The sequence below is a fragment of the Pseudomonas sp. H9 genome (assembly GCF_004353925.1).
In the GTDB taxonomy this organism is placed as follows: Bacteria; Pseudomonadota; Gammaproteobacteria; order Pseudomonadales; family Pseudomonadaceae; genus Aquipseudomonas.
This window is the reverse complement of sequence record NZ_SMOK01000029.1, coordinates 70,582-86,037: the sequence shown is the minus strand read 5'-3', so window position 1 is coordinate 86,037 and position 15,456 is coordinate 70,582. Positions and strand designations below refer to the sequence as shown.

Annotated in this window: 12 protein-coding genes; 3 read left to right on the top strand and 9 right to left on the bottom strand. The window is 61.0% G+C overall.

Going from position 1 to position 15,456, the window contains the following annotated elements; translation table 11 throughout:
* Positions 1-322: 322 nt before the first annotated feature.
* Entirely contained in the window at positions 323-1,669 is a 1,347-nt protein-coding gene (gene pmbA / locus E1573_RS22045; RefSeq protein WP_133216674.1) for a metalloprotease PmbA, read from the bottom strand.
* A gap of 108 nt (positions 1,670-1,777) precedes the next feature.
* On the opposite strand from pmbA, the gene yjgA reads away from it, so the two are divergent.
* The gene (gene yjgA / locus E1573_RS22040; RefSeq protein ID WP_133216673.1) at positions 1,778-2,299 is read left to right on the top strand and encodes a ribosome biogenesis factor YjgA; all 522 of its coding nucleotides are present in this window, start codon (positions 1,778-1,780) and stop codon (positions 2,297-2,299) included.
* A gap of 42 nt (positions 2,300-2,341) precedes the next feature.
* Here yjgA and tldD read toward each other — a convergent pair whose 3' ends face one another.
* The 8 genes from tldD to mreB form a co-directional block, all read right to left on the bottom strand.
* Positions 2,342-3,781: a metalloprotease TldD gene (tldD, locus tag E1573_RS22035; protein ID WP_133216672.1), complete on the bottom strand. Its 1,440-nt coding sequence runs from the start codon at positions 3,779-3,781 to the stop codon at positions 2,342-2,344.
* A gap of 2 nt (positions 3,782-3,783) precedes the next feature.
* Positions 3,784-4,635, bottom strand: a complete 852-nt coding sequence (locus E1573_RS22030) for a carbon-nitrogen hydrolase family protein (RefSeq protein WP_133216671.1) — start codon at positions 4,633-4,635, stop codon at positions 3,784-3,786.
* Positions 4,636-4,649: 14 nt separating this feature from the next.
* Positions 4,650-8,459, bottom strand: a complete 3,810-nt coding sequence (locus E1573_RS22025) for a YhdP family protein (protein ID WP_133216670.1) — start codon at positions 8,457-8,459, stop codon at positions 4,650-4,652.
* Between the two features lie 85 nt (positions 8,460-8,544).
* Positions 8,545-10,002 carry a ribonuclease G gene (gene rng / locus E1573_RS22020; RefSeq protein ID WP_133216669.1) on the bottom strand — a complete coding sequence of 486 codons (1,458 nt, stop codon included), beginning with the start codon at positions 10,000-10,002 and terminating at the stop codon, positions 8,545-8,547.
* 75 nt (positions 10,003-10,077) lie between these two features.
* Positions 10,078-10,683, bottom strand: a complete 606-nt coding sequence (locus E1573_RS22015) for a nucleoside triphosphate pyrophosphatase (RefSeq protein WP_133216668.1) — start codon at positions 10,681-10,683, stop codon at positions 10,078-10,080.
* 34 nt (positions 10,684-10,717) lie between these two features.
* Positions 10,718-11,206 carry a rod shape-determining protein MreD gene (gene mreD / locus E1573_RS22010; protein WP_133216667.1) on the bottom strand — a complete coding sequence of 163 codons (489 nt, stop codon included), beginning with the start codon at positions 11,204-11,206 and terminating at the stop codon, positions 10,718-10,720.
* Positions 11,206-12,246 carry a rod shape-determining protein MreC gene (gene mreC, locus E1573_RS22005; RefSeq protein ID WP_371925209.1) on the bottom strand — a complete coding sequence of 347 codons (1,041 nt, stop codon included), beginning with the start codon at positions 12,244-12,246 and terminating at the stop codon, positions 11,206-11,208. Before mreC ends, mreD begins: the two co-directional genes overlap by 1 nt.
* Positions 12,247-12,459: 213 nt before the next feature.
* Positions 12,460-13,497, bottom strand: coding sequence for a rod shape-determining protein MreB (gene mreB / locus E1573_RS22000; RefSeq protein ID WP_008371426.1), 1,038 nt, complete (start codon positions 13,495-13,497; stop codon positions 12,460-12,462).
* 201 nt (positions 13,498-13,698) lie between these two features.
* Between mreB and gatC the strand changes: the two genes are divergently transcribed.
* Together gatC and gatA are read left to right on the top strand one after the other, a co-directional pair.
* Positions 13,699-13,986 (top strand): Asp-tRNA(Asn)/Glu-tRNA(Gln) amidotransferase subunit GatC, encoded by a 288-nt coding sequence (gene gatC / locus E1573_RS21995; RefSeq protein WP_133216665.1) that lies wholly within the window; start codon positions 13,699-13,701, stop codon positions 13,984-13,986.
* A gap of 16 nt (positions 13,987-14,002) precedes the next feature.
* Positions 14,003-15,454: an Asp-tRNA(Asn)/Glu-tRNA(Gln) amidotransferase subunit GatA gene (gene gatA / locus E1573_RS21990; protein WP_133216664.1), complete on the top strand. Its 1,452-nt coding sequence runs from the start codon at positions 14,003-14,005 to the stop codon at positions 15,452-15,454.
* Positions 15,455-15,456 lie beyond the last annotated feature (2 nt).

Here is a 15,456-nt window from a genome sequence, read left to right as displayed (position 1 = left end):
TATCCGCTTCCTGTTCGTCAGGCCAGCATTTTGCCTCGGGCTTCCTTCAGATTCGCAGTCACCCGCGACACCCTTGCCTCTGGCTAACACTTCCCCTTGCCGGGTGTGTAGAGGACTTTCACCTCCAAGTCACCAGCGAGGCCACCACAGCCAAGCTGGTTGCGCTAACGCGCAACGCGCCATGCCTGGCGCACAAACAAAAAGCCCGACACAAGGCCGGGCTTCGGTAGGAGCGGGCTTGCCCCGCGATTGCATTCTGTCAGTTACATCGATTCGCGGGGCAAGTCGGGTCGCCGCACCGCCGCTCCCACAGTGTTGGAGGTTAGCTGCCGGCTACGGTCATGCGTTCGATCAGTACCGAGCCGGTGTGGATGTTGCTGCGGGTTTCCAGATCATTACCGATCGCCACAATTTGCTGGAACATGTCTTTCATATTGCCGGCGATGGTCACTTCCTGAACGGCAAACTGAATCTCGCCATTCTCTACCCAGTAACCTGCTGCGCCTCGAGAATAGTCACCGGTCACCATGTTCAAGCCATGCCCCATCAGCTCGGTGACCAGCAGTCCGCGCCCCATGCGCCGGATCAAAGCGGCCTGGTCTTCAACGCCGTGGGTCACGAACAGGTTGTGCACACCACCAGCGTTGGCGGTGCTCGGCAGGCCGAGTTTACGTCCGGAATAGGTACCCAGCACGTAGGAGACCAGCTCACCTTTCTCGACAAACGGTTTGGCGTAGGTCGCCAGGCCATCGCCGTCAAACGCCGAACTGCCCAAGGCGCGCATCAGGTGTGGCCGCTCATCCAGGGTCAACCAGCTGGGAAACAGGCGCTGACCCATGGCGCCATCGAGGAACGATGACTTGCGGTACAGGTTGCCGCCAGAAATCGCCGACAAGAAACTGCCGAACAGGCCACCCGCCAGTTCGGCAGAGAACAGCACCGGCACTTCGCAGGTCGGCACCGGGCGCGCACCCAAGCGGCTGGCGGCCCGCTGCGCTGCGCGCTGGCCAATGCTGCGCGGGTCAGCCAGTAGTTCACCCTGGCGATTGACGTCATACCAGTAGTCACGCTGCATCTGCCCATCGGCTTCGGCAATCATCACGCAGCTCAGGCTATGGCGGGTCGAGGCATAGCCGCCGATAAAGCCATTGCTGTTGCCATACACACGGCACCCCTGGTGGGTGTTGAGCGTGGTGCCGTCGGCATTTTTGATCCGGGCATCGGTCTCAAAGGCCGCCGCTTCGCAGGCCAACGCTTTCTCGATCGCCTGCTCCGGGGTGATGTCCCAATTGTGGTAGAGGTCGAAGTCCGGCAGATCACGGGCCATCAAGGCTGGATCGGCCAGGCCGGCGCAATCGTCCTCGGAGGTGTGCTTGGCAATCGCCAATGCCGCCGCGACCGTTTCGCGAATCGCCTCGCTGCCGCTGGCCGAGGTGCTGGCCGAGCCTTTGCGCTGGCCGACATACAGGGTGATGCCAAAGCCCTGGTCACGGTTGAACTCAACGGTTTCCACTTCGCGCTGACGCACCGAAGTCGACAACCCCTGCTCCAGTGATACCGCCACTTCACAGGCGCTGGCCCCCTGGCGCTTGGCTTCGGCAATGATCTGCTCAACTTGCTCCTGCAATGCTGGCAGGGCCTGTGGACCTACGCTCTGGACTGAACTCATGGTTTTCTCCACTCAAATTCTGCGTTCGGCACGGGTCAATCTACGACCGGGCCGGACAAGCGGCCCCCGACTGGTTATCATGGCGGCGATTCTCAGCGGACTGCCCCCATGGTTGATTCTTACGACACCGCCTTTGACGGCGAAAAAAGCAAAACCCAGATCAAGCGCGAAATGCAGGCGTTGGTCGATATGGGCGAGCGCCTTACCACGCTCAAGCCCGATACTCTGGCCAAACTGCCTCTGACCGACGAACTGCGCGCGGCCCTGGAAGAGCACAAGCGGCACACGGCGAACGAAGCAAAACGTCGTCATCGCTCGTTCATCGGCAAGCTGATGCGCGACCAGGACATCGACGCCATCAATGCGCTGCTTGAACAACTCGATGCCTCCTCTCGCCAATACAACGAGCGTTTCCACAGCCTCGAACGCTGGCGCGACCGGTTGATTGACGGCACCGACGAAGTCCTGGAGAAGTTCGTCCAGGAATATCCGGAAGCCGACCGCCAGCAGTTGCGCTCGCTGATCCGCCAGGCCCAGCATGAGTTGAAAACCAACAAGCCGCCTAGCGCCAGCCGCAAGATCTTCAAATACATCCGCACCCTGGACGAGGTTCAACGCGGCCTGCGTTGAGCCCCGCGACCGGGCAGGCACCCTGCCCGCCCGGTTTCAACCTCATGCGCCCGTGCCACCCACGGTAATCGCATCGATCTTCAGTGTCGGCTGGCCCACGCCTACCGGTACCGATTGCCCATCTTTGCCACAGGTCCCGACCCCACTGTCCAGCGATAGGTCGTTACCGACCATCGACACCCGGCTCATGGCTTCCGGACCGTTGCCGATCAGGGTTGCGCCTTTGACCGGCGCGGTAATCTTGCCGTCTTCGATCAGGTAGGCTTCGCTGGTGGAGAAAACAAACTTGCCGCTGGTGATATCCACCTGACCACCACCCAGGTTGGCGCAGTAGATCCCACGCTTGACCGATTTGATGATTTCTTCAGGGTCGCTTTCGCCAGCACGCATGTAGGTATTGGTCATGCGCGGCATTGGCAGGTGAGCATAGGACTCACGACGACCGTTACCGGTGACCGCCATGCCCATCAGGCGGGCATTGAGTTTGTCCTGCATGTAGCCTTTGAGAATGCCGTTCTCGATCAAAGTGGTGCATTCGGTTGGCGTGCCCTCATCGTCCACGCTCAACGAACCACGACGGCCTTCCAGAGTGCCATCATCGACGATGGTGCATAAGCTCGACGCCACCTTCTCGCCCATGTGGCCACTGTAGGCCGAGCTGCCCTTACGGTTGAAGTCACCTTCCAGGCCGTGGCCCACCGCCTCATGCAGCAAAACGCCAGACCAGCCGGAACCCAACACGACAGGCAGAGTGCCTGCAGGTGCCGGAATCGCCTCCAAGTTGACCAGCGCCTGACGCAGGGCTTCACGGGCAAAGCCCATGACCCGCTCATCGGTGAAATAGCGGTAGTCGGTACGACCACCACCACCATGCCCACCACGCTCACGCCGACCATTCTGTTCAACGATCACACTGACGTTGAAACGCACCAATGGGCGCACGTCCGCTGCCAAGCTGCCATCGGCGGCGGCGATCAGGATGCGCTCCCAAACCCCGGCCATGCTCACGGTGACTTGCTGAATCCGCGGATCCAGCGCGCGTGTGGCGGCGTCAACACGCTTGAGCAGCTCGACCTTCTCGGCGCGGCTAATCACTTCCAGCGGGTTGTCGGTGCCATACAGCTGGACGATGTCCTGGCTCTTGAAGGCCTGCACGCTGCCATTCTGCCCGGCGCGGGAAATCGAGCGCGCAGCACGGGCCGCAGAAGTCAGGGCTTCGAGGTTGATGGCGTTGCTGTAGGCGAAACCGGTTTTTTCACCGGATTGGGCACGTACACCCACGCCTTGGTCGAGGTTGAAGCTACCTTCTTTGACGATGCCGTCTTCCAGCGCCCAGGATTCGGAAATCTGCCCTTGGAAATAAAGGTCGGCGGCATCGATACCCGGCCCGGCCAACTCTCCCAGCACTGACTGCAGGCTATCGAGGGTCAATCCCCCCGGTACCAGCAGGTGCTCGCTGACAGTGGATAACATCTCGCTCATAGTCACTCCGAGGTGTGCGCAGGCCGCAAGGCGTCCTGCGAGAAAAAGCGCCGGTGCAAGGCCACCGGCATCCGCGTCCGAATGGACGCCTGTTCGCTGCTGTCGCGTTCGGCCAGCAGCACGGCCTCGCCGCTGGCCTGTTCGGCGACAATGCGCCCCCAGGGGTCGACGATGGCCGCATGTCCATAGGTTTCCCGTGGCCCCGGGTGAGTACCGCCCTGGGCAGCGGCCAGGACGTAACACTGGGTTTCAATAGCCCGGGCACGGATCAGCACTTCCCAATGCGCAGCGCCCGTCACCGCAGTGAACGCTGCCGGTGCACTGATCAGCTCGGCACCGGCCGCGCGCAAGGCGCTGTACAACTCGGGAAAGCGCAAGTCATAGCAAACGCTCAAGCCCAGACGGCCGATTGGTGTGTCTGCCACCACCACCTGGCTGCCGTGGGCATAATCGTCAGACTCCCGGTAACGGCCACGGTTGTCGGCGACATCAACATCGAACAAGTGCAGCTTGTCGTAGCGTGCAACTGTCTCGCCCTGCTCGTCGATCAGCAGCGAGCAGGCATGGGACTTGGCCTCAGGCTGCCCTTCCGGCGGCAACGGTACAGTGCCGGCCACTACCCATAACTTGAGGTCGCGGGCCGTCTGTTTCAACCAGGGCAGGATCGGCCCCTCGCCCAGCGCTTCGGCACGGCCAATGGCCGCACTGTCACGACGCCCCATGGCGGCAAAGTTCTCCGGCAACACCGCCAAGCGTGCGCCGCCCTCTGCCGCCTGCTCAAGCAAGCGCCGCGCCTGCTCCAGGTTGGCGAGGATGTCGCTCTGGCTGACCATCTGAATGACTGCTGCCTTCATGCACGCTCCTGACATTACTTGTCGAACGGTTTTACAAAGCTGATTTTAGGCTCTTTTACCGGCCCTTCGACGCGGTAATGCACGCTGGCGTAACGCGCCACCCGATCACCGAGCAAACGATCGACCAGAAACAGCGCACCACCAACGGCTGGCGCGCCGACAATCAAGGCCGCCAACGGCAGGTTATTGGTCACCGGCAAGGTCACCTGAAGATTGGCATCAATGCGGTCACGCACCATGTCCAGCGTGCCATCGAGGTCGAAATTGCTTGAAGGTCCCGTCACCGTGATCGGTTCGCGGGTAACGTAGACCCCTTCGCTGGCAACCAGCAGACCTTTGACCCGGTCATAGCTCAAACCCTTGTCGAACAGGTCGGAGAAATCCAGGCGCAAACGTCGGCCGATGGAGTTGAAGTTGAGCAGGCCGAACACCCGCAGGGCCTGGGCACCGCCTTCGACTTCGACAAACCGACCTTGGCGCAAGGCCGCATCGAGGCTGCCGGACAGTCGCGCTAGGCTCACCCAGGCGGGTGAGCCTGGCCAACGCGCATCGACATCCAGGCGGAAATCGCGACTGGTGACCGTCGGGGCGAAGTTCCACGCTTTGAGTACGTCAGCCAGGTTCTTGCCTTCGAGCCGTCCTTTGTACCAACTGCTACTGGCGCCCGGAGCACCCTCCCAGGCGCCGCTACCATCGATCTGCAACCCCTTGAGGTTAAGGTCGAGGTCATTGAGGGTGATGCCCTTGGCAGTGGAACGCACTTTGACGGCTGCGCTACCGAGCAGATCATCGCCACGAAACAGCTTGTCGATACTCAGGTCGATCGAGGGGATCTTGCGCGGATCAATCGCCGCCATCGGGTCAGGGGCATTGGGGACGGCGACTTCCGCCGGATCCTGGGGCGGCAGGTGGATGGTCTGCAGGTTCACCACCAGTGGCGCCCCCTTGGCATCAGGCATGCGCGCATTGCCGATGACTTCCTTGCTGTCCAGGCGCAATGCCCAATTGTTCGGGTTACGCACCAGCCGCACCACCGCCTGGTTCAGATCAAGGCCAGCGCCCTTGAGCTGGCCGATGCTCAGGTCGACGCCACGCAACAACTGGCGGGCACTGCCACCAGGGTCATTGCCGGCCAGGCTGTCCATTTGTTGCTGCCAGGGCGCCAGGTCGAGCACCGGCAGGCTGCCACGGACCTGCACACCTTGAGCACTGGGTAACTGCGCGCTGCCACCGCCAAACACCAGTTCACCACGCCCTTGGTCGAGTTTCTCCATTGGGGCGGCGTAGAGGGCATTGGCCACATTGGCATAGGTGAAGTTGAATCGCCGCTCAGGCCCTTGCAGGGTCATGCCGAACTGGCTGTCGCGGGTTTCGTCAGCGGTCTTGCCAAACGGCGCAGGCAGGTTGATGGCCAGGCCTTTGAGACTGGAGTCAACCTTAAGTTGATTGTCACGGCTACCCAAGTTGAGCTGCAGTTGATACGGAAGCTCGCCTGCCAACGGCAAGGCCTGCTTGATCTTCAACCATTGGGTCAATGTTGTAAGGGCCACCTGGCCCTTGGCCTGAACCCGTGTTTGCAACTCACCGGGCTTGCCCTCGGCAAAAATCTGCGCGGTGATTGGTTTGTCGAATACCCGTGCGCTGATGTTCTGGCCACTGAGCCCCTTGGCGTAGTCAAAACGGAATGCTCCCTTGAGCTGTTTGAGCTCAAGCTCCGGGGCGGCAATTTTCAGGCGTGCATCGTTGGTATCAAAATCCACCAGCACTTGCGGGTGCTGCCCCTTGGCTAACGGAACGTCCAGTTTGAGCTTACCCTTGAGCCCGCCCTGACCCTCCCAGCCTGCGAACATCGCAGCGGTACCAATCGGCGCTTCCTGAAGGATTTTCAAGCCATCGCCCAAGCCACCGTCAAAGGTGCCATCCAGATACATATGGCTGTGCTCGCCCGTGGCGACATGCGGAATGTTGACCCGGACATCACTGACCTTGGTGTCGAGCATCTGCCCACGCGTGGCATTAACGCGCACTCCGTCGTCATCGATGAACACTTCACCGTCAACCTGTTGCACCTGCGGCCAGCCAGGCTGGAAGTCGAGCGCGGCATCATGCACCTTGAAGAACAAGCTGATACTGCGTGCCTGCTCGGCGGCACCATGGTTGAGCGAGCCCTGGTACTGAAAATAGCCTTCATCGACCGCGCCTTTGAGAATGGCGGTACGCAGCCATTCATCCAGTGCTGGGCTCAACACTTCGGGCAGGTACTTGGCGGTATAACGGCCATCGCCGTCAACCAGACCAACACGCAGGTCCATATAGTCTTCGCGGGCCTCATCAAACAGCAGGCGAATGAGGAAGTCGCCGGCGATCTTGCCCTCTTCGCCCAGCACTTTCAGGTAGGGCGCGATGAGGGTGAAGCCTTCTTGATCAAGGCGCCAGGTCAGCCGAGCGTTAGCTTTCTGGTAGTTCCAGGGTTTGGCGAAGATCGGGTACAAATGCAGCATGAATGCATCGGTATCCAAGCGCAGTTCGCCATGCCCAAGGTCGCCGCTGATGCTGCCGCTGACGTTCCCTGCCGCTGGAGCACCGTGGTAGGCGTTAAAGCCCACACGCTCAAGATTGGCGGCAAAACTCAGGCGCTGATCACCCGTTGCCTTCGGGCGAATGTCCAACTGAACATTGCGCAACAGGCCTTTGACATTCAGGCCCTCGACCACCGCCATCACCTTCTCTGGCAGCGGCGCCAGTGACTCGATCAGTGGGGTCAGCGGGGTCAGGTCGAGGCGATCAGCCTGAACCTTCCAGGTTTCTTCGCTGGTTTCGCTGGCCACGCGTTGATTAAGCTGCAGGTGTGATTCCCAACGGGTTTTGCCCAGGCTCATGGCCAACGAGTCGAGCTGTACATCAAAACCCTCGGCCTGACGGCGGAACCAGGCATTCAGAGCAAGGTTTTCGACAGCGGCCGGTTCACGGCTAGCGTAGGCTCCTCTTAACTGCGGCGCATTCAGGCGCACCACCGCGCTCTGCACCTGCCCTTTGCCCCAATTCAACCAGAACTCACCGCCGGCTTTCAGCTCCTTGGCCTGCCATTGCCCCAGCAGGCGTGGCGGCAACCAGCGTGCCCAGTCACTTTGCGGCAGGCTGAGATAGGCCTCAACTTCACCGTCGCGCCAATGTGCCGGACGGATACGGCTGCGCAGGCTCAAGGCCAGAGGCTGGCCGTCAGGCAAGGTCAGGCGTGCATCCAGACGCTGGCGAACACTACCGGTCTGCAAGCCGAGGTTCACGTAGGTAAGGGTCAAGGGCTCGCGCTGGTAGGGTTCAAGGGTGACCTGGCTGTCGAGCACGGTGATCTTTGACACCGCTTGCAGGCGTTGCAACAGTTGCTGCGGATCCAACGGCTGGTCATCGGTTTTCGGCAGCCCGTCCAGGCGCCAGGCACCGGTTTCATCTTCATGCAGGCTCAACTGCAGGCCACCCACTTCTAGGTTGGCCAGGCGCAACTGACGCTCGGTCAGGCTGGCCCACAGATCCGGCACCACCTTGACCCCGTCCAGGCGCAACGCCGTGACACCCTCGCCGACCTGGATGTCGTTGATCACCAGTACCGGTGCCAGGCCGCTCCAGCGCCCCTCAAGGCTGCCAATGTGCACGGGTATGCCCAAGGCTTGCTCGGCTTTGTCTTCAGCTTCGGCACGGTACTCGGCCACCAGCGGCACCAGCTCCCGGCCAAGGCTGACATACAGCGCAACCAATACCGCCAGCAAGGCACAAAAGCCCAGCCCCCAACGGGTCATCGCGCCTAGAACGCGGATCAGACGCTCCATGGCAATGGCCCTCCGGATCGTGCCTTAACTATGGCCGCAACCGGGCGCTTTGCCAGCCCGTGCAGCAGCCGGGTGCGCTCAGCTGTCAGAGCAGCACCACGTCATATTGTTCCTGGGAGTACATCGACTCAACCTGAAAACGAATGGTACGGCCGATGAACGCTTCAAGTTCGGCCACATTGCCCGACTCTTCATCCAGCAGTCGGTCGACCACTTTTTGGTTGGCCAGCACTCTATAGCCTTCGGCCTGGTAGGCACGGGCTTCACGGAGAATCTCGCGGAAAATTTCGTAACAGACTGTCTCTGGGGTTTTCAGCTTGCCGCGCCCCTGGCAGCAATGGCAGGGCTCACATAGCACTTGCTCAAGGCTTTCACGGGTACGCTTACGCGTCATCTGCACCAGCCCCAGCTCGGTAATGCCGATGATGTTGGTTTTGGCATGATCGCGCTCAAGCTGCTTTTCCAGCGTGCGCAACACCTGGCGCTGATGCTCTTCATCTTCCATGTCGATGAAGTCGATGATGATGATCCCGCCGATATTGCGCAGGCGTAGCTGCCGGGCAATGGCGGTGGCTGCTTCCAGGTTGGTCTTGAAGATGGTTTCTTCAAGGTTGCGATGGCCAACAAAGGCGCCGGTGTTGACGTCGATAGTGGTCATCGCCTCTGCCGGGTCGACTACCAGGTAGCCCCCGGACTTGAGCGGCACCTTACGGTCCAGCGCACGCTGGATCTCGTCTTCAACGCCGTAGAGATCAAAGATCGGGCGCTCGCCCGGATAGTGCTCAAGGCGATCAGCGATTTCGGGCATCAATTCGCCGACAAACTGCGTGGTTTTCTGGAAGGTTTCCCGAGAATCGATGCGAATCTTCTCGATTTTCGGGTTAACCAGATCACGCAGGGTACGCAGAGCAAGCCCCAGGTCTTCATAGATCTCGGTGGGTGCGCCGACAGTCTTGATTTGCGCACCGATCTGGTCCCAGAGCCTGCGCAGGTAGCGGATGTCCATGAGGATTTCATCGGCACCTGCACCCTCGGCCGCCGTGCGCAGAATGAAACCACCGGCATCCTGAATGTTTTCCTGGGCGACACAGTCGGCAACCACCTGTTTCAGGCGCTCACGCTCAGCTTCGTCTTCGATCTTCAAGGAAATGCCGACATGGCTGGTGCGTGGCATGTACACCAGATAACGCGAAGGGATCGACAACTGAGTGGTCAGCCGTGCGCCTTTGGAGCCAATAGGATCCTTGGTGACCTGCACCACCAGGCTTTGGCCCTCATGAACCAGAGCGCCGATGCTCTCTACTGACGAGCCTTCGCGCTGGGAAATCTCCGAAGCATGGATGAAAGCGGCACGATCCAAGCCGATGTCGACGAAAGCCGCCTGCATGCCTGGCAACACACGAACCACTTTGCCTTTGTAAATGTTGCCGACAATGCCACGCCGCTGGGTGCGTTCTACATGCACTTCCTGAAGAACACCGTTCTCCACCACCGCCACGCGTGATTCCATCGGTGTGATATTGATCAGAATCTCTTCACTCATGGCAGGCTCTCGTCAAAGGACTTCAGTAATGATGGATCGCTCGTGGGCGACTGGCTAGCAGCGTTCGTTCCTCGCTCAGCGGGCCGACGACAATTGCCAGCAGGGAATGGCAAACTGCGCCAGCAACTCGGCTGTTTCACTCAACGGCAAGCCCACCACCGCCGAATAGCTGCCTTCGATTCGTTGCACGAACACCGCACCCAGGCCCTGGATCGCATAAGCCCCGGCTTTGTCCTGTGGTTCGCCGCTAGCCCAGTACGCTTGTGCTTGTGCGTTCGAAATCGGGCCAAAGCGCACGTCGCTGGCGACACACACGCTCAAACAACGCTGGTGATCAGCAACGGCAACGGCTGTTAATACTTGATGATCGCGACCCGACAATGCAGCCAGCATGGCCAAGGCGTCTTCTCGATCGACGGGTTTGCCAAGGATCCGCCCATCGAGCACCACGGCGGTGTCCGCGCCCAGCACCGCTACAGGAGTGCTCGCATCGAGGGGTTGCAGTGTAGTCAGGCCAGCGCTTGCCTTTGCCCGCGCCAGGCGCTCGACGTAAGTCGGCGCGGCCTCGCCAGGCAGCGGGGTTTCATCGACCGAAGCGCTGAGGGGAGTGAAGGGAATGCCAATCTGGGTCAGCAATTCGCGACGGCGGGGTGAACCAGAGGCCAGGTACAACGGGGTCATCGTGACTTCTCCCTGTCAACGTCGGGAAGCGGGCTCAGTTAATGCTAAGGCGTACACGCAGCCCGCGTAGGGCGTAGCTGATCCAGGGCCAGAGCAAGGCACTGATGACCGCCGACCAGATAAGCGCCAGGGTTGGCAGGCGGTTGCCGGTCAGCGCGCTCAGCCACAATTGCACCAGCTGGGCCAAACCGAAAATCACCAGAATCACCAGGCTTTGCTGCCACATCGGGAACATCCGCAGGCGTTGTTGCAAGGTCAGCACCAAGAAGGTGATCAGGGTCAGAACCAAGGCGTTCTGCCCCAGTAACGTGCCGTACAGCACGTCCTCGGCCAGGCCGAGGACAAAGGCCGTCGTCATACCAACCTTGTGCGGCAGGGCCAAGGTCCAGAAAGCCAGCAACAGTGCCAGCCACATTGGTCGGAACACTTCCATGAACTGCGGCAACGGCGAAACGCTCAGCAGCAGGCCCAACAGGAAGGTCAGCCAGACTACCCAGCCGTTTCGGCTGCGAGTACTCACCATCAGTGTCTCTCCCGGGGAGGGGGCGGGGTAGCGCCGCTAGCGGCAGCCGGTGCCGCCGCTGGCGTGTGCGCCGGCGCTGCAGGTGCAGCTGCCGGTGGCGTGGCAGGCACTTGCCCGGTGCTGGCTGGCGTCGCTGCAGCGGCTCCAGGCGCCGGAGCAGCAGGGGCCGTCGATCCAGGTACCGCAGCCTCGGCACCGCTCGGCAGGCCCTGCCGATCAGCGGCCTCCTGCGCCATGGCGGCATCAGTGGCACGCTGCTCGGGGGTACGGCTGTCAGTGAATACCAGCAACAGGTAGCGACTGCGGTTCAGCGCTGCAGTCGGCACTGCCCGAACGATAGCGAACGGCTGGCCGGAGTCGTGGATCACTTCTTTTACCGTGGCTACCGGATAACCCGCCGGGAAACGCTGCCCCAGGCCGGAACTGACCAACAGATCGCCTTCCTTGATATCTGCCGTGTCGGCGACATGGCGCAGTTCCAGCCGCTCAGGGTTACCAGTACCACTGGCAATCGCCCGCAGGCCGTTGCGGTTCACCTGCACCGGAATGCTGTGGGTGGTATCGGTCAGCAGCAACACCCGTGCGGTGTAAGGCATCAGCTCAACCACCTGGCCCATCAGACCGCGGGCATCGAGCACCGGCTGGCCCAGCACCACACCATCACGCTCACCCTTATTGATGAGAATGCGATGGGTGAATGGGTTGGGGTCGACACCGATCAGCTCGGCGACCTCGACTTTCTCGTTAACCAGCGCCGACGAATTGAGCAGCTCGCGCAGGCGCACGTTCTGCTCAGTCAGGGCGGCCAGCTTCTGCACACGCCCTTGCATGAGCAAGGCTTCGGTCTTGAGTTTCTCGTTCTCGGCGATCAGTTCGGTGCGGCTGCCAAACTGGCTGGCGATACCCTGCCACAGGCTCTGCGGCAAGTCGGTGATGTGATAGGACTCCATCAACACCAGCCCCATCTGGCTGCGCACCGGCTTGAGCAGGGTAAAACGCGCATCGACCACCATCAGGGTGATCGCCAGTACAACCAGCACGAGCACGCGCACGCCCAGAGAAGGGCCCTTGGCGAAAAGCGGTTTAATAAGCCGCTCCTCGTAGACGACGATTCAAGAGGTCATTCATACGAACGCACCGGCCTGCTTGTTGGATTGACGGAAGATAACGCCCACACGGACGTAAGCCCAGCACATACAGGTAGCACTGTGAGCACTACCTGTAAACCGGGCGGCATGTGTACTGCGGCCAGCTTATTCGCTGGAGAGCAGGTCCATGGTGTGTTTGTCCATCATTTCCAGGGCACGGCCACCGCCGCGGGCAACACAGGTCAGCGGGTCTTCGGCAACGATGACCGGCAGGCCGGTTTCCTGCGCCAGCAGCTTGTCGAGGTCACGCAGCAAGGCGCCACCACCGGTCAGTACCAGGCCACGCTCGGCGATGTCGGAAGCCAGCTCCGGAGGCGATTGCTCCAGGGCGCTTTTGACGGCCTGAACGATAGTCGCCAGCGATTCCTGCAGCGCTTCGAGCACTTCGTTGGAATTGAGCGTGAAGGCACGTGGTACGCCCTCGGCCAGGTTACGGCCGCGAACATCAACTTCACGAACTTCACCACCTGGGTAGGCAGTACCGATTTCCTGCTTGATGCGCTCGGCAGTGGATTCGCCGATCAGGCTGCCGTAGTTACGGCGCACATAGGTCACGATCGCTTCGTCGAAGCGGTCACCGCCAACACGTACGGATTCGGCGTAAACCACACCGTTCAGGGAGATCAATGCGATTTCGGTGGTACCACCACCAATATCGACGACCATCGAACCACGGGCTTCCTCGACCGGCAGGCCGGCACCGATAGCGGCAGCCATCGGCTCTTCGATCAGGAACACTTCGCGGGCACCGGCGCCCAGCGCCGATTCACGGATGGCACGACGTTCAACCTGGGTCGACTTGCACGGTACACAGATCAGCACGCGCGGGCTTGGCTGCAGGAAGCTGTTCTCGTGAACCTTGTTGATGAAGTACTGCAGCATTTTTTCGCAGACGCTGAAGTCAGCGATCACGCCGTCTTTCATCGGACGAATGGCAGCAATGTTGCCGGGCGTACGGCCCAGCATGCGCTTGGCTTCGGTACCGACCGCGACGACACTCTTCTGGTTGCCGTGAGTACGAATGGCCACAACCGAGGGCTCATTCAGGACGATACCGCGCTCACGCACGTAAATAAGGGTGTTGGCAGTGCCCAGGTCGATGGATAGATCGCTGGAAAACATGCCACGCAGTTTCTTGAACATGGGAAAGTGACCCTAGGCAACGCGTGGGTAAAAAAGTGCGGCAAACTCTAACAACGGCGGGGATTTTGGGCAAGGCGCCAATATGTTAAATTGGCAGTTTTTCCGAGCAAGCCAGCACACGATCGCGGCCTTATGACCGTAAATCTGCCAGCATGTTCCTCATCGCGGACCAATTCCGTTTTGTTCCCCCAGGAGATCCCCATGGCGCTTGAACGCTGCGACGTGGAAAAGATCGCTCACCTGGCCCGCCTGGGCCTGAATGAAGCCGATCTGCCACGCACTACCGATGCCCTGAACAGTATTCTGGGACTGGTCGACCAGATGCAAGCCGTCGACACCACTGGCATCGAGCCGTTGGCCCACCCGCTGGAAGCCAGTCAGCGCTTGCGTGCCGACATTGTTACAGAAAGCAACCATCGCGACAGCTACCAGGCCATTGCTCCGGCGACGGAAGGTGGTCTGTACCTGGTTCCGAAAGTCATCGAGTAAGGGAATAGAGCACGCCATGCATCAATTGACCCTGGCCGAGATCGCCCGCGGACTCGCCGACAAGTCGTTTTCCTCCGAAGAGCTGACCCGCGCCCTGCTGGCACGGATCAACCAGCTCGACCCGCAACTGAACAGCTTCATCAGCGTCACCGAAGAGCTGGCCATCGGCCAGGCCCGCGCCGCCGACGCCCGTCGCGCCGCCGGTGAAAGCGGTGCCCTGCTCGGCGCACCAATCGCCCACAAAGACCTGTTCTGCACCCAGGGCGTACGCACCAGCTGCGGCTCGAAGATGCTCGACAACTTCAAGGCTCCTTACGACGCCACCGTCGTCAGCAAGCTGGCCGAAGCGGGCGCTGTGACGCTGGGCAAGACCAACATGGACGAATTCGCCATGGGCTCGGCCAACGAGTCGAGCTACTACGGCGCGGTGAAAAACCCGTGGAACCTTGAACACGTACCGGGCGGTTCCTCCGGTGGTTCGGCGGCTGCGGTTGCCGCACGCCTGTTGCCAGGTGCCACCGGCACCGACACTGGCGGCTCGATCCGCCAGCCGGCAGCGCTGACCAACCTCACCGGCCTGAAACCGACGTACGGTCGTGTTTCGCGCTGGGGCATGATTGCCTACGCCTCCAGCCTCGACCAGGGCGGCCCGATGGCCCGTACCGCCGAAGACTGTGCGCTGATGCTGCAAGCCATGGCCGGTTTCGATGCCAAAGACTCCACCAGCATCGACGAGCCGGTCCCAGACTACAGCGCCAGCCTGAATGGCTCGCTCGAAGGCCTGCGCATCGGCCTGCCGAAGGAGTACTTCGGTGCAGGCCTTGACCCACGCATTGCCGACCTGGTTCAGGCCAGCGTCAAAGAGCTGGAAAAGCTCGGTGCCGTGGTCAAGGAAATCAGCTTGCCGAACATGCAACACGCGATTCCGGCTTACTACGTCATCGCACCGGCTGAAGCTTCTTCCAACCTGTCGCGGTTCGACGGTGTGCGCTTCGGCTACCGCTGCGAGAACCCCGCAGACCTGACCGACCTGTACAAGCGCTCGCGTGGCGAAGGCTTTGGTGCCGAAGTACAACGTCGCATCATGGTCGGCGCCTACGCCCTGTCGGCCGGTTACTACGACGCCTACTACCTGCAGGCGCAGAAAATCCGCCGCCTGATCAAGAACGACTTCATGGCTGCCTTCAACGACGTCGACGTGATTCTCGGCCCAACCACGCCAAACCTGGCCTGGAAGATCGGCGCCAAGAACAACGACCCAGTCGCCGCGTACCTGGAAGACGTCTACACCATCACCGCCAACCTCGCCGGCCTGCCGGGCCTGTCGATGCCGGCCGGTTTTGTCGACGGTCTGCCGGTTGGCGTGCAGTTGCTCGCCCCGTACTTCCAGGAAGGCCGCCTGCTCAACGTCGCGCACCGCTATCAGCAAGTGACTGATTGGCACACTCGCGCACCTAACGGCTTCTGAGG

Bases quoted from the DNA above. Each gene is read 5' to 3' on its own strand.
- pmbA (WP_133216674.1), bottom strand. From the start codon at position 1,669: ATGAGTTCAGTCCAGAGCGTAGGTCCACAGGCCCTGCCAGCATTGCAG.
- yjgA (WP_133216673.1), top strand. From the start codon at position 1,778: ATGGTTGATTCTTACGACACCGCCTTTGACGGCGAAAAAAGCAAAACC.
- tldD (WP_133216672.1), bottom strand. From the start codon at position 3,781: ATGAGCGAGATGTTATCCACTGTCAGCGAGCACCTGCTGGTACCGGGG.
- E1573_RS22030 (WP_133216671.1), bottom strand. From the start codon at position 4,635: ATGAAGGCAGCAGTCATTCAGATGGTCAGCCAGAGCGACATCCTCGCC.
- E1573_RS22025 (WP_133216670.1), bottom strand. From the start codon at position 8,459: ATGGAGCGTCTGATCCGCGTTCTAGGCGCGATGACCCGTTGGGGGCTG.
- rng (WP_133216669.1), bottom strand. From the start codon at position 10,002: ATGAGTGAAGAGATTCTGATCAATATCACACCGATGGAATCACGCGTG.
- E1573_RS22015 (WP_133216668.1), bottom strand. From the start codon at position 10,683: ATGACCCCGTTGTACCTGGCCTCTGGTTCACCCCGCCGTCGCGAATTG.
- mreD (WP_133216667.1), bottom strand. From the start codon at position 11,206: ATGGTGAGTACTCGCAGCCGAAACGGCTGGGTAGTCTGGCTGACCTTC.
- mreB (WP_008371426.1), bottom strand. From the start codon at position 13,497: ATGTTCAAGAAACTGCGTGGCATGTTTTCCAGCGATCTATCCATCGAC.
- gatC (WP_133216665.1), top strand. From the start codon at position 13,699: ATGGCGCTTGAACGCTGCGACGTGGAAAAGATCGCTCACCTGGCCCGC.
- gatA (WP_133216664.1), top strand. From the start codon at position 14,003: ATGCATCAATTGACCCTGGCCGAGATCGCCCGCGGACTCGCCGACAAG.